Raw genomic sequence first — 18,504 nt, 5'->3', positions numbered from 1 at the left:
TACCCAGCCGTTCCCCCACTTCTCGCCGACGACCGCCGTTTTTCCACGCCACACGTGGTTTTTCCATTCAAGACAACGACATAGCAATGCAAGCGACAAATCTGGGTGGAGCGCAGGCTGTCACCCCACGCCCGCTTGGGCGCAGCGACTATAAAACGCTCGGCCTCGCGGCTCTCGGCGGCGCGCTCGAGTTCTACGACTTCATCATCTTCGTGTTTTTTGCGCCGGCAATCGGCCAGTTGTTTTTCCCGGCTGCCATGCCCGACTGGCTGCGCCAGGTGCAGACTTTCGGCATCTTCGCCGCGGGTTATCTGGCCCGGCCGCTCGGCGGCATCATCATGGCGCACTTCGGCGACCTGTTCGGCCGCAAGCGCATGTTCACGCTCTCGGTGCTGCTCATGTCCGTGCCGACGCTGATGATGGGCCTGTTGCCCACCTACGCGAGCATCGGCGTGATGGCCCCGGTTCTGCTCCTGCTGTTTCGCGTGATGCAAGGCGCGGCGGTCGGCGGCGAAGTACCCGGCGCATGGGTGTTCGTCTCCGAGCACGTGCCCGAGCGGCACGTCGGCTACGCGTGCGGCACGCTGACGGCCGGCCTCACCGCGGGCATTCTGCTCGGCTCGCTGATCGCTTCGGCGGTGAATCGCAATTTCTCGCCCGCCGAAATCACCGATTACGCGTGGCGCCTGCCGTTCCTGATCGGCGGCGTGTTCGGCATGTTCTCGGTTTACTTGCGCCGCTGGCTGCACGAAACGCCGGTGTTCGCCGAGCTCAAGCAACGCAAGGCGATTGCCGCCGAAGTGCCGCTCAAGGCCGTGCTGCGCGATCACGGCCGCGCGGTGATCGTGTCGATGCTGCTCACGTGGATGCTGTCCGCCGCGATCGTCGTCGTGATTCTGATGACGCCCACGCTGCTGCAAAAGCAGTTCCATGTTGCGCCTGCCACCGCGCTGCTCGCCAACTGCGTGGCGACCTTGTGTCTGACGATAGGCTGCGTGATGGCCGGCTCGATTGCCGGGCGCGTCGGCGCGGGGCGCACGATCTTCGTCGGCGGACTGCTGTTGGCGGTGACCTACTACGCGATGTTCCAGCAACTGGCTGTCGACACCTCGTCGCTCGTGCCGTTGTACGGCGCGGCGGGCCTTTTCGTCGGCGTGATCGGCGCGATTCCGTTCGTGATGGTGAAAGCGTTCCCGCCGGTCGTGCGCTTCTCGGGCATCTCGTTTTCGTACAACGTCGCGTATGCGGTGTTCGGCGGACTCACGCCGATTGTCGTCTCGCTGATGATGAAATCGAATCCGATGGCAGCGCCGCTGTACGTCGGCGGGTTGTGCGTGCTGGGCGCGCTGACCACGCTGTTCATCAAAGACGCGCCGAAGACGCGGTAATACCGCGTTTGATGTGACGACGATGCGAACGGCGCGCCTGAAGGCGCGCCGTTATCGCTGGCCGCTTCGGCTCGCATCGCCCGACATCGACACTTCACGCCACGCCGAAACATCGCCTGCCCGATCGGCCTACGATGTTCGGCATGAACTCCTCGAAAACCTCCGTTTCGCCCGCCCTCGGCCGCGTGCTCGCGACTGTCAGCGTGGGCTTCGTCGTCACGCAGCTCGACGTGACCATTGTCAACATCGCGTTACCCGAGATCGGCGCGAATCTGGACGCGAACGTCGCGGGTCTGCAATGGGTCGTCGACGCGTACACGCTCGCTTTTGCCGTGCTGATGCTCTCGGCCGGCGCGCTCGGCGACCGCTTCGGCGCACGTAGGCTGTATGCGGCGGGAATCGTGCTGTTCGCGCTCGCGTCACTCGCCTGCGGCCTCGCGCTCGACGCGCCCATGCTCGTCGCGGCGCGCGCGCTGCAAGGCGTGGGCGCCGCTGCAATGCTGCCGAATTCGCTAGCGCTGCTCAACCAGTCGTATGGCCACGATCCGAAACTTCGGGCTCGCGCGGTCGGCCTGTGGACGGCGTCGGGCGCGATTTCCATTGCGGCAGGTCCGGTGGCGGGCGGCCTTCTGATTGCGGCCTTCGGCTGGCGCAGCATTTTTCTCGTCAATCTGCCGATTTGCGCAGCGGGCTTTCTCGCGACGCTGCTGTGCGTGCCGCGCCCGCAAGCCCACCGTCCTGCGCCGCCGCACGCCGCGCAAACCGACGCCAGTGCGCGCGGCATCGATCTGGCCGGCCAGTCGCTCGCGGTCGTCGCATTGACCGCCTTCGTGGCCGCGGTGATCGAGTGGCGGCCCCTCGGGCTCGGCCATCCGCTCGTCACGGGCGGGTTCGTGCTGGCCGCGCTCGCGGGGGCCGCGTTCGTCGCGGTCGAAGCGCGAGCGCGTGCGCCGATGCTGCCGCTGTCGCTGTTCGGCAAGCGCAGCTTCAGCGCCGCCGTGCTGTTCGGCATCTGCGTGAACATGACCTATTACGGAATGGTGTTCGTGCTGAGCCTCTACCTGCAGCGGGCACGCGGCTACACGCCGTTGCAGGCCGGCCTCGCGTTCCTGCCGTTGACCGGCGGGTTCCTCGTTTCGAACGTGGCGAGCGGCTGGGTGGTGGGTCGCTTCGGCGTGCGTGTGCCGATGATCGCCGGCGCGATTACCGCCGGGTTGGGCTACGGTCTGCTGCATTTCGTCGATGCCGACACGCCGCTGATCGGCTTGCTTCTGCCGTTCCTGATGATTCCCTCCGGCATGGGCCTTGCCGTGCCGGCCATGACGACAGCGGTGCTCGCATCGGCGGACGCGCGGCGCGCGGGCACGGCCTCCGCGGTGCTCAATACCGCGCGTCAGGCAGGCGGCGCGGTGGGCGTGGCCGCATTCGGCGCGCTGGCGAGTGGCTCGGCCGCGACGCAGATCGTCGCGGGCATGCAGGCGGCGACCGCAATCTCGGTTGGTCTACTGGTGTTCGGCGGCGTGATGAGTTGCCTTGTGCATCCGCAGCCGCATTCGTCCACGCCGGCGCGGCGTGAAACGGATTCGGTGGGAGTTGGCCGTTCGCGCTGAGCTCAAGTGAGGTCGCGCTGAGGGGCGAGGTGGCGAGATAGCGCGTTGCGAATCGCAATCGCAAGATCTGCCAGCGACAACCCCCGCGGCTCGCGGCCGCAGAGGTTGTCAACGTTGATCAAACGGCGAGTTCAGGCGCGATGCGCGTTACAGCGCCGCCTCCTGGATCGTGCCGGTATTGACCGCGGCTTCGATCAGCCCTTCGTTTTGCGCCTTGGCGATTGCATCGGCGATCAGTTTTTCCGGCTCCTCGATCTCCGCCTTGATCGTGCCGAGGAACCCCGAGGCATCCAGAACCACGAGCGTTTTCGCGGAATCCGCAAGGCTGATTATCACGCGATGCGGCGTGGGCCCTTCGCCAAGACTGGCGCACAATTGCAGCACCTTGCCGCCGATGGATTGCTCGAAACTTTGAATCATATGTTGCTCCCTTGATTGCAGCCGAATACCACAGCGCGGCGGACCGGCGGGCTCGTCGCCCCAGCCGCGCCTACAGGCCCAGCCCACCGCGCGGAGCGCGAGCGCCGTCGATACTGATACGCCCCGCGCCCGTCACGAACAGCAGCAGGAAGCCACCGGCGATGCCGATGTTCTTCCAGAAATGGATCACCATGTCGCGCTGCAACGCGGCGTCGGTCACGTTCCAGAAATCGTGGCCCAGCACCGCGGTTGCCACCGTGTACGCCGCCATGATGAGGCCGAGCGGCCGCGTCTTGTAGCCGACCACCAGCAACAGGCCGCCCAATGCCTCCACTATGACGGCAATTGGCGCAGCGATCTGCACGAACGGCACGCCCTTAGAATGCAGGTAGCCGACGAAACCCGCATAGCCCAGCAGTTTCATCACGCCGCCCCACAGGAACAGAACTGCGAGCGCAATACGCGCGATGAGAATAACGCCGGAATCGACGGGACGCGTCATGAGGTGCTCCTGTAGATGAATAAGCAGCAGACCCGCTTGCGGCGTCGCAGTTCCCGGGCCCGCCTCCGAGCATATGTGGATTGCCCGCGCTTTCCAAGGCGGGCAAGCGCGGAACGCCCCGAAAGACGCTCGCTGACGCCGGGGCCTCGAACTACGAACGCGGCGCGTCCGGTGCGAGCAGCACGCCCTTTGTGAACACGAAGCAGCCGTAGCCGCGCTCTTCGCCCGTCGCAATCACGCAATAGGCTTTGCGTGCACGCTCGTAAAACGCGAAGCGCTCGATGGACGCAAACGGCACCTCGCGGCCCTCAGCTGAATTCACTTCGTTCTGAGCCTCGCGCTGCACGGCCGGCAGCGTATGCGGCTCGCCGACCACTTCCATGCGCGACGCCGGTTGTTCGATGAACGTATCGAGCGGCATGACCGAGAGCACCGCACGAACCGCACGCGGTGCGCTCACGCCGTCCATTCGAAGCAGCTTGCCGAGCACCGTGGAATGCGCGACGGAGTCGGCAGGAAAGTTCGCGTCGCAAATCACGAGTTCGTCGCCATGACCCATTGAGCGGAGTGCATGCAGGATGTCGGCGTTGAGCAGCGGATCAAGATTTTTTAGCACTGTGTCTCCATGCAAATTTGCTTGCAGTTATTGGAATGGTTTGCCTTGAGCGCAATACGGCAAACGATTGTAGCAAGCAACACCGCGCGCTTCGGCGAGATTCAACGCGCCGTGCAAGATCCGCCATGCCCGCGCGCTTGCTCCGTCGCCGCATTGCCGGGCCAGCGCCACCGCAACCAGCCGAGCAACGCGAGCAGCATGAGCCCCGCGCCGCCCAGCACCGGTTCGCGCCAGGCCAGAAGCGCTGTAAACGTGAACGCCCGCGTGCCGGCGAGGAGCGCGAAGCCGGCGATCGCGCCGCACAACGCGTCGAAGGTGTGGGTGAGACGCGCGAATTCGCGCACAGGCGAATGAGGCGTGACGCTGTCGGGCTCGGGCATGACGGGCTCTCCCTGGGAGATGGATGTTGGGCGGTGGCGGTGGCGGTCAGGCCTGAGCGCCTGCGGGCACCTGATCCAGGAATCCAGTCATGCTCTGTAAGCGGCCGCGCGCGTCGACCGTGCCGAAATCGGAACCCTTGACGATCGCCTCGCCCGCGGGCGTCAGCAATTCCCACGAAAAACGCAGCCGGTTGCCGAAACCGTCGACGTCGGTCGAGCGCCGGAACGTGTGGCCGGCGAAGCGCTCCTGCACCGCGCGGATCATCGCGTCGATGCCGTCGTGGCCGGAGCCCGTCATTAGCGGATCTCGGTAGTCGGCGTCGCTCGCCCACGTCGACGCGATCAGTTCGCGACGGCGCACGCCATCGGTCTCGTTCCATGCGGCGAAATAACGGTCGACCAGATCGGTATGCGGGTTCATCTCCTGCTCCTTTGAGTTGATTGAGCGCTACGCTCGGCACGCGGGTCGGTGCGGCGGGCTCCGAGTGAAGATTCGCGGTTTGAGCGACGTGAGTCGATTACCTGGGAGGTAATGGATACCCGCGACGCTTTGGCTATCATCGGCGGCATGAACACACTTTCGATTGCGCAAAGCGCCCCCTCGGCGCCGTCCACGACGAGTCGCAGCGTCGGCGATCTGCTGCGCGAATGGCGCCAGCGGCGGCGAATGAGTCAATTGCTGCTTGCCGCCGAAGCCGACATTTCGACGCGCCATCTCAGCTTCGTCGAATCCGGCCGCGCGACGCCGAGCCGCGAGATGGTCATGCACCTCGCAGAGCGCCTCGACGTGCCGTTGCGGGCGCGCAACGCGCTGCTCGTCGCGGCAGGTTATGCGCCGCTCTTTCGCGAGCGTCCGCTGTCCGATCCGCAATTGAGCGCTGCGCGCGAGGCCGTCGAACTCGTACTCAAGGGCCACGAGCCGTATCCCGCGCTGGCTATCGACCGTCACTGGACGATCGTCGCGACCAACAATGCGCTCGCGCCGCTGCTGGCGGGCGCGAGTCCGGAGTTGCTGAAGCCGCCGGTGAACGCGCTGCGCCTGAGCCTGCATCCCGAGGGCATCGCTGCGTCGATCGTCAACTGGCACGCCTGGCGCGACCACGTGCTCGCGCGGTTGCAACGACAAATCGACGTGAGCGCCGACGACACGCTCAGCGTCTTGCGCGACGAACTGGCTGCCTACCCCGCCCCGTCCGGCGCCGCAGCACCGGATGCCGGCGACAGTCCGTTCAACCAGATCGCGGTGCCGCTGCGATTGCGTACGCCGCTTGGCACGCTGTCGTTTTTCAGCACGACGACGGTATTCGGTACGCCCGTGGACGTAACGCTCTCCGAACTGGCGATCGAGGCGTTCTTTCCGGCTGATCCGCAAACGGCGGCGCTCCTGCGCGATTTCGCCGCGAAGCAGCGCGCGAACGACAGCGCCGCGCAAGGGTAGACAGCAGGGGACGTCTTGCGGCGTGCCGGTCTGTAAGCGCGGCTGTGGTGGTGCGGTTGTGATGGTGCTCATCTGTCAGCGCCAGCAGGCTGGGCTGGCATGGGCCAGCAGCGCCAGTACTCGAGATGGACGGGCCGGACGGGCTAAACACCGACCCGCAGAGACAACTGCGCGACAGTGGCCGCGCACAAGCGGCATGGGAAAGAAGCCGACGCGGCGCCCGTCAGCGCGATTACGCACTACGTGCTATCTTTTTTGATTCATTTTGATTATTTGCGTGGTCCAAGTGCGTGGCATGGGGCGTTGCCTGAGTCTCCGGGCCGGGCCTTTGGCCTCAGCGCGGCCCGCCTTCCGGTGGGAGCTGGTGGCTTGAGCTACTGGTCCGAACTACTGGCCAGAGTTGCTGGCCTGAGCCGCTGGCCCGCGCCGCCTGGCTTACGCGGCTGGGCCTGAACCGCTGGCCCGCGCCGCTGCCCTGAGCTGTTGATCCAGGTCCTACCCCAAGTTCCGACTGGACACCTAACTCCAGCGCCGCGACGGTATCCACGCCACATACCCAGAAGCCAGAACCGCAACCCCATCCCAACCATCACCTCGCCCTGCTGTCCGCCTGCACATATGTCCGATCTCTCCACCGCCCTCTCCCGCCCGCCGCGCCGCTTTGGCGTGAACCCGAAGCCGCTCGCCGCAGCGCTTCTACTTATCGCGCTCGGCGCCGTCTACCTCGCGCAAGCGGTCAGCGGCCGCCAGGCTGCGCTGTATATCGTCGGCGCGCTGCTCGGCATCTCGCTTTATCACGCGGCATTCGGCTTTACGTCGGCCTGGCGCGTATTCATCGCGGACGGCCGGGGCGCCGGGCTTCGCGCGCAGATGCTGATGCTCGCCGTAGGCGTCGTCCTGTTCTTCCCGACGCTGGCCGCAGGCAGTCTGTTCGGGCATCCGGTCGTCGGACTGGTGGCGCCCGCCGGCACCTCCGTGCTGGTCGGGGCTTTCATGTTCGGCGTCGGCATGCAACTCGGCGGCGGTTGCGCATCCGGCACGCTGTACACGGTCGGCGGCGGCAGCACGCGGATGATCGTGACGCTCGCGGCATTTGTAACCGGCTCGGTCGTGGCGACCGCACACATGCCGTTCTGGACCGCCCTGCCGTCGCTAAAGCCGCTCTCCATGGTCAAGACGCTCGGCGCAGGCGCCGCCATCGCGCTCAATCTCGCGATTTTCGCGGCCATCGCCGCGCTCACGGTGTTCGTCGAGCGGCGCCGGCACGGACGCCTCGTCAACGAGCCTGCGCGGGCGCCGAGCGCCTCGCCGTGGCTGCAAGGGCCGTGGCCGCTCTTCGTCGGCGCGCTCGCACTCGTGCTGCTCAATTACGCGACGCTCGCCCTGTCGGGCCGCCCGTGGGGCGTGACCTCCGCGTTCGCGTTGTGGGGCGCCAAGATCTTTGCCGCCCTCGGCGTGGACGTCGTCAACTGGCCGTACTGGGCGACCCGCGCGAATGCGGGTGCGCTGGCCGCGCCTGTTACACATGACGTCACCACGGTCATGGACGTGGGCATCATTCTCGGCGCAATGGCCGCCGCGGCGCTGGCCGGGCGTTACGCGCCGGTGTGGAAGGTGCCGGCGCGCTCGCTCATTGCGGCCGTGGTAGGCGGCTTGATGCTCGGCTACGGCGCGCGCCTTGCCTACGGCTGCAACATCGGCGCGTACTTTAGCGGCATCGTCTCCGGAAGCCTGCACGGTTGGCTGTGGCTGGTCGCGGCTTTTGCCGGCAACGTGCTGGGTACGCGGCTGCGCCCGGCCTTCGGACTGGAAGTCGAACGTCTACGCAGCACTGGCTGCTGATTCTTACCCAAGAAGTTACAAAGTCGCCGCGTTTGTAACTGGGTCCGGATCGTCCAGTTACAGCTTCAACCTGTCCCCAAATGGCCAAAAGCACACGGTATTAATTACACACTTGGCTTTGGCTTTTCACCTTCCGTTTCATTCAGTCTTATTTACCGGTTGTGCGCACAACGATCGCCTGTTGCGCGGATAAGACGCCTAGGTGCCCGCCCTACAAGGGTTTTCATGGATCGGACGATTGCTCACGAGGCCCGAAAAGCCGCGTAGTATAGGCTATTACAGGCCTGTGAAATTCTTACCGAAATTTGATGTATCTTTTTGAGATATTTTTTTGAGAAGGGATTGATTTCTTGTTTTGCCCTTCATACAATTCGTCCCAAGCTGTTACGAAATGTAACGCGATGTATCAAACGGTCGCCATCTGTATCAAGGGGTGACCTGTAGCCGAAGGACAACGTTTTCGGCGAGGCACAAAAGACATAACGGCAAAAAGCCGACTTAGTAATTCGGGGCTTCGGAAACAGAGAAAATGGACCGTAGCAGCGAGACGCTGGACTCAATCCGCGAGATTAACCTGTCGTACATCATGCTTGCGCAACGCATGTTGCGTGAGGACAAACCGGTCGGCATGTTCCGCCTGGGCTTGTCGTCGGAACTGGCTGATCTGCTTGCCGGGCTGTCGCTCGCGCAGATCGTCAAACTGGCCTCTTCCGACCAGCTTTTGTGCTTCTTCCGCTTCAACGACCACTCGATGTTGTCGGCGTTGACGCAAACGACGAAGCACACTGCAGTTGCACCGACTCACGCGGCGATCCTGCTTGCAGGCCAGCCCGCCGAGCAATTTGCCTGATCGAGGTGACTGCGATGCAAAAGCGTAGCCTGACGGAAGACGCACAAGAAGTATTTCGCGCCATCGCCCTGATCGAACTGGGCGCACGCATGCAGGTGCTGGAGAGCGAGTTGACGCTCTCGCGCGACCGCATGATCCGCCTGTACCGCGAGGTGAAGGGTGTATCGCCGCCCAAGGGCATGTTGCCGTTCTCGGCGGACTGGTACATGACGTGGCTCGCGAACATTCACGCGTCACTGTTCTATAACACGTACCTGTTCCTGAAGAACGAAGCGCGCTGCTCGCATCTCGACGCGCTGACGAAGGGATACCGCCTGTACCTGGAGCACTGCAAGCACAGCGAAACCGAACCGGTGCTGGACTTGACGCGCGCCTGGACGCTGGTGCGTTTCTTCGACGCCGATATTCTGCAATTGACGAAGTGCTGCCGTTGCACCGGCAAGTTCGTCGCGCACAAACACGATCTGCAGCACAACGTCGTGTGCGGTGCATGCCAGCCGCCTTCGCGCGCCGGCAAGACGAAGAAGGCAGCGGCGGCCCGTCAGGAAGCAATCGAAGCAACCCAGGTCGCCGAAGCCGCCTGACAGAGGCGCCCGCATCATTTGCGATGACGGCTGGTCCGCCCGATTCGCACCGAAGCCTGAAAAGAGTCCGCGCAATTCACTGCGCGGACTCTTTTGTTTTGGTGCTCAGTGGCGACGCGCCAAGCTCGGCGTTCGAGCCGCGGGTTTCCCCGCGAGGGCGCGACGCCGGCCAAATCCAACTCAGTCCACCAGCCCCACCGTCTGAATCACGAGCCACAGGTTCGCGGCGGTAATCACCGCAAACAGCGTCCACGCAACGATTCGGGTGACAAGCGTGTTCGCAAACTCGCCCATCAGCGCGCGGTCGCTCGTCATGCGAATGAGCGGATAGAGCGCGAACGGCAGTTGCAGGCTCAATACCACCTGGCTTGCGACGAGCAGCTTGCCGACCGCACCGTTGCCCAGCATCTGGACGCCTATCAACGCGGGGATCAACGCGAGCGCACGCGTGATGAAGCGCCGCTGCCAGCAGGGAATTTTCAGGTTCAGGAAGCCTTCCATGATGACCTGCCCTGCCACGGTGCCCGTAAAAGTGGAGCTTTGCCCCGACGCGAGCAGCGTGATCGCGAACAGCACCGCCGCGAAGCCGGTGCCGACAATCGGCGCGAGCAGTTTGTAGGCGTCTTCGATTTCGGTCACCTGGTTATGACCGGTCGCGTGAAAGGCGGCAGCCGCGAGAATCAGGATCGCCATGTTGATCATCAGCGCGAGCAGCAGCGAAACGATGGTGTCGATGCGCGACATGCCGATTGCCGAGCCGATGCTCGCGGAATCGCGCTTGACCGCGCGCGTCTGCACAATCGACGAATGCAGATACAGGTTATGCGGCATGACGGTCGCGCCGAGAATGCCGATCGCCAGATACATCGGCTCACGTGAACTCAGCGCCTGCCACGACGGAATCAGCCCTTGCGCCACCGACGGCCAATGCGGCTTGACCAGCGCGAGCTCGACGATGTAGCCAACGCCGATTGTCGCAATCAGCCCAAGCATGATTGCCTCGAGGTCGCGAAAATTCTTGCCCTTCAGGCCGAGCACGATCAGCGTATCGAATGCCGTGAGCAATACGCCCGTGGTGAGCGAGCATTTGAAGAGCAGATGGAAGGCAAGCGCGCCGCCCAGCACTTCCGCCAGATCGCACGCAATGATCGACAGCTCGGCCAGCAGCCATTGTCCCCGCGCGACGGCCGGTGAATAGCGCGCTTTGGACAACTCGGCCAGATCGCGCCCGGTGACAATACCAAGACGCATGCTCAGACACTGCAGCGCCATTGCCGCGAGACTTGAGAGCATGACCACGAACAGCAGGCTGTAGCCGTATCGCGAGCCGGCTTCGATGTCGGTGGCCCAGTTGCCTGGGTCCATATAGCCGATCGAAACCAGCAGGCCAGGGCCTGCGAATTGCAGGATCTTTTTCCAGAAAGGCGCGCCAGGCGAGACGGCGACTGAGCCTTGCACCTCGGATGGGCAGAATGGCGCTGTCGCGGTAGTCGGTAGTTTGAACTGCAATCCGGGAGTCTCTTGAGGATGAATGAAACGGCGCAGACAGGCTGCGCCGCGAACCGCCTCAAGTGTACAAAGAAACCTCCGGCAATGTCCCGTTCAGTGCATACCGGCCGACGTCGCGCACGCGATAGTCGAGCGGATCGTGCAGCGTATGCACGCGCGCGTTGCGCCAGAAGCGGTCGAGCGCCAGTGGCCCGTGCGTTGCGCGCGCGCCGCACGCGTCGAAGAGTTTCTCGCTAACCTCGAGCGCCGCGCGGTGCGCGACGATTTTCGCCTCGGATGTGGCGAGTGCCACGTGCGCACGCGCCTGCGCGCTGAGCGAAGGGCCTTCGCGCCATGCTGCATCCAGCGCCTGCGCGGCGCGCACGGCCAACGCCTCGGCGCTCACTGCCTGGATGCGCATTTCGCCAAAGCGCTGAATCAGGTATGGATCGTCGGTGGCCTTCGCCACGCCCGAAGTCAGCCACGGTTTGCCGTACTGCGTGACATACGCTCGCGCTTCCTCCAGCGCGCCTTGAGCAATGCCGACGAACAGGTTCGTCATCACCTGTTGCGAGACAAGCGTGCGCAAACTCGCATACGGCGTGTCGGCACGGTCCAGCACCTCGTCAGGCTCCACTCTGACCTGCGCAAAAGAAACGCTGCCGCTGTCGGTCTGCCGCTGGCCGATCGGATTCCAGTCGTCGTTGACGGTGATGCCCGCGCGCGCGGTCGGCACTACTGCAAACAGTGTCGTGCCGGACTGAGGGTCCTGCGCGGAAACCGTCATCATTTGCGAACCGCGCGTGCCGGAGCAAAAGCCTTTTTGCCCGTTCAGAACATAACCGCCGTCGCCGGTTGCAGTTGCAACGAGCCGCGCATCCAGCGGATTCACCGCGTTGCCCCACCACCAGCGCTCTTTCACCGTCCCTCTCAGGTAGCGCTCGCGTTGCGCGGCATTGCCCCATACATAGATGCTCACTTCCTGCAAAAAAGTGAAGCCGAGCAGATGCGCGAGCGCGCTGTCCACCTGGGCGATCTTGCGAATGACCTCGTAGATCTCCGGCCAGGGCGCGCCTTCCCCGCCGAATTCGCGCGGAATGGCGAGCGTGAGCAAGCCCGCCTCGGCGATCCACTGTTTTTCCTGTGCGGCATGCCCGCCGGCCTGGTCGCGTTGCGCAGCGTTCGCATGCAATGCTGCAAGCAGCGCGGCAAGATCGCGCGAGACCGGCGCGGCGGACGCCTCGCGCGCGCGCAGCGCGCCGGCTTGAGCAGAATCGTTCATGCTGTTTCCACGTGAGGACGTTTGAAGGGCGAATGAGGAAAGCGTAGAGGACGAAGAGCGGCGGAAGGCTCGCGCCCATCGTCCAGCAGGTTTCATGATAGGCGGTGACGCCGCCAACCGGTAGGAGCGGCGCTATTCGTCATGCGAAAGCGCTGTTGCGCCGACGCGAGATCGGCGTGCTCTCGCGCACCGCAAGACATCAGGCGCGCTGCGCGAGCCGCCGCACGAAGCGGTCGCCGACCAGTTGCACCGCGGTGACGATTGCGATGAGCAGCACGATTACCGTCACCATTACCGTGGTATCGAAGCGCTGATAGCCATAGCGGATCGCGAGATCGCCGAGGCCGCCCGCGCCGACCGCGCCCGCCATCGCCGAGGAGCCGATCATCGCCACCACGGTTATCGTGAAGCCGCCAACGATGCCAGGCAGCGCCTCAGGCAACAGCACATGCCAGATAATGTGCCGGCGCTGCGCCCCCATTGCCTGCGCCGCCTCGATCAAACCGCGATCCACTTCGCGCAGACTGACTTCCGCCACGCGTGCAAGAAACGGAATAGCGGCGATGCTAAGCGGCACGATCGCGGCCCATACGCCGATGGTCGTGCCGATCAAGAAACGCGTGAGCGGCAGCAGCGCGACGAGCAGAATGATGAACGGCGTGGAGCGGAATGCATTCACGAGCGCGCCGAGCGTGCTGTTCACCGCGCGTTTTTCGAAAATGCCGCCGCGCGTGGTCGTGACCAGTACCAGCGCAAGCGGAATGCCGACGAGCGCAGCAATCACTGCGGAAACGCCGACCATCACGAGCGTATCGCGTATCGCGCCGACGAGTTCAGACAGCCAGAGTTCAGACATAGCCCAGCACCTCGACATGATTCGCATGGCGGCGCGCCCGTTCGAGCAACGCGCCAACCTGCGCGTGCAGCGCGGTGCGTCCGCTTGCACGAACCTGCGCGGACACGATAAGACGACCCTGCGCGTGCCCCTGAATACGGTCGATACCGCCATGGACGAAACTCACTCCGCTGCCCTCGACGCTCAGCGCTGATGCAAGGCCGGCCAGATCGGGATCGCGCGCGTCGCCGCCGGTGAAGCGCAGGTCGAGCAGAACGCGGGCGTCGCCTTGCGCAATGTCGGCGAGCGGCTTCACTCGCTCGGCCAGGTCCGCCGGCAGATCGTGCACCAGCGTGCGCAGCAGCGCACGCGTCGCGTCGTGCTGCGGAGCGCCGAACACGCGCCACACCGGGCCTGTTTCGACTACGCGGCCACGCTCGATCACAGCCACCGTATCGCACACTTCGCGAATCACCTGCATTTCATGTGTGATCAGAACGACGGTCAGATTCAGCCGCCGGTTGATGTCGCGCAGCAAGGCGAGAATTGCTTGCGTCGTTTCGGGATCGAGTGCGGACGTGGCTTCGTCGCACAACAGAATGTCGGGGTCCGTGACGAGCGCGCGCGCAATGCCCACACGCTGCTTCTGTCCGCCCGACAAGCTCGCCGGATACGCATCGCGCTTGGCGGCAAGCCCAACGAGTTCGAGCAGCGCGTCCACTTTTTTGTCGATGGCCGCTTTCGGCACACCGGCAATTTTCAGCGGCAACGCAATGTTCTCGCGCACGGTCTTTGCCGAGAGCAGATTGAAGTGCTGAAACACCATGCCGATACGGCGGCGCAGCGTAACGAGTCCGCGTTCGTCGAGTTCGCCGACACTCACGCCGTTCACGCGCACCGCTCCCGAACTCGGCTTTTCGAGGCCATTGACGAGCCGCAGCAGCGTCGACTTGCCCGCGCCGCTGCGGCCGATAATGCCGAATACCTCGCCGCGCGCGACCTTCAGCGTCACCTCCGCGAGCGCCGTGGTCGACACACCGCGCGAGTCCGCGAACACTTTGCCTACGTTGTCGAACACCACGGCGGCCTGGGTGGCCGCTGCATGCGCGCGCTGATCCGCTGCAAGCGCCGGCGAATCTTCAATGAACTGCGGTGCGTCGAAAAGAGTGGCCACGGCTTCGCTCCTCTCAGGCTTCCACGGTTTGCTTGACGCCGCTTTGCGGGCGGCGATGCTGCGCACCGGCATGCACTGCCGGCAAACGCGCGCGTCCGCCGCCGAACAGCTTCTCGCGCAAAGTCGGCGCGGGGTCGTAATCTTCCTTGTAAACGCCGCGGTTTTGCAGCTCGGGCACGACGAGATTCACGAAGTCCTCGAACGATTCGGGCATGACCGTGCGTGTCAGATTGAAGCCATCCACGCCCGCTTCGTCGATCCACGAAACGAGCTCGTCGGCAATCTGTTGCGGCGAGCCGACCACGGGTTTCGCGCGGCCGCCAAGCGTCATCTGTTCAAGCACTTTGCGCTTGGTCCACACGCCGCTCACGCTCTTGCTGGAAATGGCCTCGACCGCGGATTGCATGGAGTCGGTCTTGACATACGAGATCGGTTCATCGAGCGCGTATTGCGAAAAGTCGATACCTGTCGAGCTGGAAAAATGCGCGATGCCCCCTTCCGCGCTCGCATATCGCCGATACTCTTCGAACTTTTCCCGCGCGGCGCGCTCGGTTTCGCCTACCACGACGGTAATGCCCGCGAAGATCTTGATGTCGTCGCGCGCACGCCCGAAGCTCTCCGCCCGTGCGCGAATGTCGTCGACAATAGACCGCGTCAACTGCTTGTTCTGCCCACCCACGAACACACATTCCGCATGACGTGCCGCGAAATCCACACCGCGGCTCGACGAACCCGCCTGATACAAAACCGGCGTGCGCTGCGGCGAAGGCTCGCTCAGGTGAATCGCGTCGATCGAATAGTAGGGACCGTCATGCTTTACGCGGTGCACCTTGGCCGGCTGCGAAAACACCCGTGCAGCGCGGTCGCGCACCACTGCGTCGTCTTCCCAGCTTTGCTCCCATAGCTTGTAGACCACATCCATGTAGTCGTCGGCGCGCTCGTAGCGGTCGTCGTGGCTGATCTGCTGCGCGAGACCCATGCCGCGCGCGGCACTGTCCAGATAGCCGGTCACGATGTTCCAGCCGACGCGGCCTTTCGTGAGGTGATCGAGCGTCGACATGCGGCGCGCAAACAGATACGGCGGCTCGTAAGTGAGATTCGACGTGACGCCAAAGCCGATATGCTGCGTGACGTGCGCCATGGCCGGCACGATCAGCGCCGGATCGTTGATCGGTATCTGCACGGCTTCGCGCAACGGCGTGTCGGGGCCGCCTTCGTAGACGTCGTACACGCCCACAATGTCGGCGAGAAAAATGCCGTCGAACTTGCCGCGTTCAAGTGTTTGCGCAAGACTCGTCCAGTACTCGAGGTCCGTATAACGAGCAGACTGGTCTCGCGGATGCGTCCACAAACCGTGATTGATATGACCGACCGCATTCATGTTGAACGCGTTCAGCAGGATCTTTTTCTTCGGCATCGCGCGACTCCCGTGGTTCTCTTCAGTATGAAAGTCACCGCTTACCAGGCGACCGCGTAAAGATCGCCAAATGCCTTGTCGAGCGCGGCGCGCACCGCCGGCGAATGCTGATAGATCGAAATAAACTTGCGAATGCGCGGATCGTTTACGCTCTCCGGACGCACGACCCATTGAATCGCATAGTTCCTGTTTTCCAGCCCGTCGAACAGCAGTGCGCTGTTCGGATCCGTGGTGCCCGCGAGCTTGATGAAGCTCGGGTAGCCCTGCGCCAGATCCACGTCGTCAAGCGAGCGTGCCAGTTGCGACGCCTCGAGTTGAATGATCTTCAGATGCTTGGGGTTCGCGGTGATATCGAGCGTAGTGGCGCGATAGTCGATGCCCGGCGTGAGCTTGATCAAACCGGCTCGTTGCAGCAGCAACAAACCGCGGCCGCCGTTCACCGGATCGTTGGCGATGGCCACCGTCGCGCCGTCCTTCAGTTCGTCGAAACGCTTTATCTTTTTCGAGTACAGGCCGATCTTCATGATCGTGCCTGGCGCAATTGCAACGAAGTTGTAGCCGCCCTGCTTTTTCGCGTTCTCCAGAAACGGAATGTGCTGGAAGTAATTGACGTCGATGTCCTTGTTCGCAAGCGCCGCGTTCGGCGTATTCCAGTCGGTGAATTCGGTTACCTTGACGTCGAGCCCCTGCTCTTTCGCTTCGCGCACCGCGACTTTGAGCGCCTCGATTTGCGGGCTGGTGGCGGTGCCTATCTTCAGCGTCGGCGCATCCGCCGCAAGCGTGGGCGCGGCGGACACCGCAAGTGCAAGACCCAATGCGCTGAGCAGCGCGAGCGCCGGCGCACGCAAAAAGCGCAGCGCGTTGAGAAGAAAAGTACGCATGGTGGACTCGTGTTGACGATGTGATGGATTCGCGGCGAGCCTGACCGGCAGTCTGCGCCAAAGTGCGAATCATCATAGTGGCCACGATGCGCGCGGGTCTACGAAGCGATTTTCGAAAGGAAAGTGCGAAAAATGATTTGCGCATAAAACAAGCCGGACCGCGCTCGTGGCGCGGTCCGGCTCTTTTCCAACACTCAAATGGGTAACCGAAGCGTTTAACGCTTCGCCACCTGTTCTCCAGTCACGCTGCCAGAAGCAGGCGTTGCAGCCGGAGCCGCCGACCCCACCGCGGTGCCCGACGCCGGCGCATCGCCCCAGCCGCCACCGAGCGCGCGAATCAGGTTCACGGTTGCCACTGCCTGCGTGCCCTGCAAGTGGCTCGCCTGCAGTTGCGTGCTGAGCACCTGCCGCTCGCCGTCGATCACGTCCAGATAGCTGACCGCGCCCTCCGTGTACTGCGTACGGGACAGACGTGCGGCACGCTGCGACGCCTGCACGGCGTTGTTCTGCTCGCGCATCTGGTCTTCCAGCAGCCGCAGATCGGCCAGGTTGTCTTCGACTTCGCGGAACGCGACGAGTACCTGCTGACGATACTGCGCGACGTCTTCGTCGTAGCGCGCGCGTGCCTGCGCCAGATTCGCCTTGCGCCGGCCGCCGTCGAAAATGGGCACTGTCAGTGCGGTGCCTGCAAACGGACCGAGAATGAACGCGCGGCTCGACCACATGAACAGATCGCCCAAGGTCGCCGACTCATAGCCGAATGCGCCCGTAATGTCGAGCTTCGGGAAGAACGCCGACTTCGCCAGACCCACGCGTGCGTTTGCCGCCGCCATTGCGCGCTCCGCCGCCGACACGTCTGGCCTGCGTTCCAGCAGCGCCGAAGGCAGGCCAGGCGGCACCCGCACCGTGACCGGCGTGAGCGGCGCTTCGGCGAAGGAGAACTCCGCCGGCGGCTTGCCAAGCAGAATCGCGAGACTATGTTCCGAAGCCGCGCGCTGACGCGCGATACCCACTGCATCGGCGCGAGCGCTCGCGAGTTCATTGCGCGCGCGCGACACGTCGAGCTCGCTAATGTCGCCTTCCTTGAAGCGGCGCTCGATAAGCTTGAGCGTGTCTTCACGCAACGCCACCGTGCGGCGATACAGATCCTGGTCGGTGTCGAGCTCGCGCAACTGGAAATAATTTTGAGCAACGTCGGCCTGCAGCGACAACTGCACCGAACGGAACAGCGCCTCGCTTTGCTGCTCGTCCGCGCGCGAAGCATTCACGTTCGAGCCGACACGTCCGAACAGATCCGCCTCATACGACGCGCCGACCTGTGCGCGCCAGATGGTGCCGGTCGTGCCGCCCGCGCTGTCCGGCTGGAATTGCGAAGCCGCGGAAGCGCGCTCGCGAGTCGGGCCGAAACCCGCGTCGAACTTCGGGAACCAGTCCGACTTCGCCGCGCGCGTCACCGCTCGCGCCTGCTGCACGCGCGCCGCTGCCGCCTTCAGGTCCTGATTCGCGGCAGCCGCCTGCTCCTCGAGGGCATCGAGTTGCGGGTCGCCGAAAATCTTCCACCATTCGCCGCGATGCGCGTCGTCAGCGGGTTGCGCCGTTTTCCACGTGCCCGTGTCCTGCGCCGATACGGCTGACGCTCCCGAAGCCGCTACCGGCGCTTCCTTGAAGGCAGCGGGCGTATCCACTTCTGGACGCTTGTAGGTGGGCTCCACCGAGCAGGCCGCGAGCAGCGCGAGCAGCAAACCACTCGCTGCCACACGGCCCCATCCGCTCAAAAACTCATAGCGTTTCATTGTT

At 63.9% G+C, this 18,504-nt stretch carries 18 protein-coding genes; 6 read left to right on the top strand and 12 right to left on the bottom strand.

The features are described from left to right. Window positions 1–86 precede the first annotated feature (86 nt). Complete coding sequence (locus JNB89_RS04020; protein WP_220361346.1) at window positions 87–1,388, top strand: MFS transporter; 1,302 nt, start codon at window positions 87–89, stop codon at window positions 1,386–1,388. A gap of 143 nt (window positions 1,389–1,531) precedes the next feature. Further along, complete coding sequence (locus tag JNB89_RS04015) at window positions 1,532–2,998, top strand: MFS transporter (protein ID WP_220361345.1); 1,467 nt, start codon at window positions 1,532–1,534, stop codon at window positions 2,996–2,998. Window positions 2,999–3,145: 147 nt separating this feature from the next. Here the strand turns inward: JNB89_RS04015 and JNB89_RS04010 are convergent, their stop codons facing one another. From JNB89_RS04010 to JNB89_RS03990, 5 genes are all read right to left on the bottom strand, one after another. Next, the gene (locus JNB89_RS04010; protein ID WP_220361344.1) at window positions 3,146–3,418 is read right to left on the bottom strand and encodes a hypothetical protein; all 273 of its coding nucleotides are present in this window, start codon (window positions 3,416–3,418) and stop codon (window positions 3,146–3,148) included. Between the two features lie 70 nt (window positions 3,419–3,488). After that, the gene (locus JNB89_RS04005) at window positions 3,489–3,920 is read right to left on the bottom strand and encodes a DoxX family protein (protein WP_013342737.1); all 432 of its coding nucleotides are present in this window, start codon (window positions 3,918–3,920) and stop codon (window positions 3,489–3,491) included. Window positions 3,921–4,071: 151 nt separating this feature from the next. Next, on the bottom strand, window positions 4,072–4,536 hold the full coding sequence (locus JNB89_RS04000; protein WP_220361343.1) for an RbsD/FucU family protein: 465 nt from the start codon (window positions 4,534–4,536) through the stop codon (window positions 4,072–4,074). A gap of 101 nt (window positions 4,537–4,637) precedes the next feature. After that, complete coding sequence (locus JNB89_RS03995) at window positions 4,638–4,916, bottom strand: hypothetical protein (RefSeq protein ID WP_220361342.1); 279 nt, start codon at window positions 4,914–4,916, stop codon at window positions 4,638–4,640. 46 nt (window positions 4,917–4,962) lie between these two features. Then, window positions 4,963–5,337, bottom strand: coding sequence for a nuclear transport factor 2 family protein (locus tag JNB89_RS03990; RefSeq protein WP_220361341.1), 375 nt, complete (start codon window positions 5,335–5,337; stop codon window positions 4,963–4,965). A 147-nt stretch (window positions 5,338–5,484) separates the two neighbouring features. On the opposite strand from JNB89_RS03990, the gene JNB89_RS03985 reads away from it, so the two are divergent. The 4 genes from JNB89_RS03985 to flhC all read left to right on the top strand — a co-directional run bounded on the left by JNB89_RS03985 (window position 5,485) and on the right by flhC (window position 9,630). Then, window positions 5,485–6,354 (top strand): helix-turn-helix domain-containing protein, encoded by an 870-nt coding sequence (locus tag JNB89_RS03985; protein ID WP_223216693.1) that lies wholly within the window; start codon window positions 5,485–5,487, stop codon window positions 6,352–6,354. A 618-nt stretch (window positions 6,355–6,972) separates the two neighbouring features. Then, entirely contained in the window at window positions 6,973–8,196 is a 1,224-nt protein-coding gene (locus JNB89_RS03980) for a YeeE/YedE family protein (RefSeq protein ID WP_220361339.1), read from the top strand. 529 nt (window positions 8,197–8,725) lie between these two features. Further along, window positions 8,726–9,046 carry a flagellar transcriptional regulator FlhD gene (flhD, locus tag JNB89_RS03975; protein ID WP_006052742.1) on the top strand — a complete coding sequence of 107 codons (321 nt, stop codon included), beginning with the start codon at window positions 8,726–8,728 and terminating at the stop codon, window positions 9,044–9,046. Between the two features lie 14 nt (window positions 9,047–9,060). Next, on the top strand, window positions 9,061–9,630 hold the full coding sequence (gene flhC / locus JNB89_RS03970; RefSeq protein ID WP_013342731.1) for a flagellar transcriptional regulator FlhC: 570 nt from the start codon (window positions 9,061–9,063) through the stop codon (window positions 9,628–9,630). A gap of 180 nt (window positions 9,631–9,810) precedes the next feature. Here the strand turns inward: flhC and JNB89_RS03965 are convergent, their stop codons facing one another. The 7 genes from JNB89_RS03965 to JNB89_RS03935 all read right to left on the bottom strand — a co-directional run bounded on the left by JNB89_RS03965 (window position 9,811) and on the right by JNB89_RS03935 (window position 18,500). Next, entirely contained in the window at window positions 9,811–11,139 is a 1,329-nt protein-coding gene (locus tag JNB89_RS03965; protein ID WP_220361338.1) for an Nramp family divalent metal transporter, read from the bottom strand. A 58-nt stretch (window positions 11,140–11,197) separates the two neighbouring features. Further along, entirely contained in the window at window positions 11,198–12,400 is a 1,203-nt protein-coding gene (locus JNB89_RS03960; protein ID WP_220361337.1) for an acyl-CoA dehydrogenase family protein, read from the bottom strand. Window positions 12,401–12,599: 199 nt separating this feature from the next. Next, window positions 12,600–13,256 (bottom strand): methionine ABC transporter permease, encoded by a 657-nt coding sequence (locus JNB89_RS03955; RefSeq protein WP_220361336.1) that lies wholly within the window; start codon window positions 13,254–13,256, stop codon window positions 12,600–12,602. Next, entirely contained in the window at window positions 13,249–14,409 is a 1,161-nt protein-coding gene (locus JNB89_RS03950) for a methionine ABC transporter ATP-binding protein (RefSeq protein WP_220361335.1), read from the bottom strand. Before JNB89_RS03950 ends, JNB89_RS03955 begins: the two co-directional genes overlap by 8 nt. A gap of 13 nt (window positions 14,410–14,422) precedes the next feature. Further along, on the bottom strand, window positions 14,423–15,826 hold the full coding sequence (locus JNB89_RS03945; RefSeq protein ID WP_220361334.1) for an LLM class flavin-dependent oxidoreductase: 1,404 nt from the start codon (window positions 15,824–15,826) through the stop codon (window positions 14,423–14,425). A gap of 41 nt (window positions 15,827–15,867) precedes the next feature. Further along, complete coding sequence (locus tag JNB89_RS03940) at window positions 15,868–16,707, bottom strand: MetQ/NlpA family ABC transporter substrate-binding protein (protein WP_220361333.1); 840 nt, start codon at window positions 16,705–16,707, stop codon at window positions 15,868–15,870. Between the two features lie 215 nt (window positions 16,708–16,922). After that, complete coding sequence (locus JNB89_RS03935) at window positions 16,923–18,500, bottom strand: efflux transporter outer membrane subunit (RefSeq protein WP_220361332.1); 1,578 nt, start codon at window positions 18,498–18,500, stop codon at window positions 16,923–16,925. Between the last annotated feature and the right edge of the window lie 4 nt (window positions 18,501–18,504).

The sequence above is a fragment of the Paraburkholderia phenoliruptrix genome, assembly GCF_019511605.1.
GTDB lineage: Bacteria > Pseudomonadota > Gammaproteobacteria > Burkholderiales > Burkholderiaceae > Paraburkholderia > Paraburkholderia phenoliruptrix_A.
This window is presented reverse-complemented; position numbering and strand designations above follow the sequence as displayed.

What these genes read in the sequence shown, in the direction of transcription:
- JNB89_RS04020 (WP_220361346.1), top strand. Translation starts at nt 87, where the DNA reads ATGCAAGCGACAAATCTGGGTGGAGCGCAGGCTGTCACCCCACGCCCG.
- JNB89_RS04015 (WP_220361345.1), top strand. Translation starts at nt 1,532, where the DNA reads ATGAACTCCTCGAAAACCTCCGTTTCGCCCGCCCTCGGCCGCGTGCTC.
- JNB89_RS04010 (WP_220361344.1), bottom strand. Translation starts at nt 3,418, where the DNA reads ATGATTCAAAGTTTCGAGCAATCCATCGGCGGCAAGGTGCTGCAATTG.
- JNB89_RS04005 (WP_013342737.1), bottom strand. Translation starts at nt 3,920, where the DNA reads ATGACGCGTCCCGTCGATTCCGGCGTTATTCTCATCGCGCGTATTGCG.
- JNB89_RS03995 (WP_220361342.1), bottom strand. Translation starts at nt 4,916, where the DNA reads ATGCCCGAGCCCGACAGCGTCACGCCTCATTCGCCTGTGCGCGAATTC.
- JNB89_RS03990 (WP_220361341.1), bottom strand. Translation starts at nt 5,337, where the DNA reads ATGAACCCGCATACCGATCTGGTCGACCGTTATTTCGCCGCATGGAAC.
- JNB89_RS03985 (WP_223216693.1), top strand. Translation starts at nt 5,485, where the DNA reads ATGAACACACTTTCGATTGCGCAAAGCGCCCCCTCGGCGCCGTCCACG.
- JNB89_RS03980 (WP_220361339.1), top strand. Translation starts at nt 6,973, where the DNA reads ATGTCCGATCTCTCCACCGCCCTCTCCCGCCCGCCGCGCCGCTTTGGC.
- flhD (WP_006052742.1), top strand. Translation starts at nt 8,726, where the DNA reads ATGGACCGTAGCAGCGAGACGCTGGACTCAATCCGCGAGATTAACCTG.
- flhC (WP_013342731.1), top strand. Translation starts at nt 9,061, where the DNA reads ATGCAAAAGCGTAGCCTGACGGAAGACGCACAAGAAGTATTTCGCGCC.
- JNB89_RS03960 (WP_220361337.1), bottom strand. Translation starts at nt 12,400, where the DNA reads ATGAACGATTCTGCTCAAGCCGGCGCGCTGCGCGCGCGCGAGGCGTCC.
- JNB89_RS03955 (WP_220361336.1), bottom strand. Translation starts at nt 13,256, where the DNA reads ATGTCTGAACTCTGGCTGTCTGAACTCGTCGGCGCGATACGCGATACG.
- JNB89_RS03945 (WP_220361334.1), bottom strand. Translation starts at nt 15,826, where the DNA reads ATGCCGAAGAAAAAGATCCTGCTGAACGCGTTCAACATGAATGCGGTC.
- JNB89_RS03940 (WP_220361333.1), bottom strand. Translation starts at nt 16,707, where the DNA reads ATGCGTACTTTTCTTCTCAACGCGCTGCGCTTTTTGCGTGCGCCGGCG.
- JNB89_RS03935 (WP_220361332.1), bottom strand. Translation starts at nt 18,500, where the DNA reads ATGAAACGCTATGAGTTTTTGAGCGGATGGGGCCGTGTGGCAGCGAGT.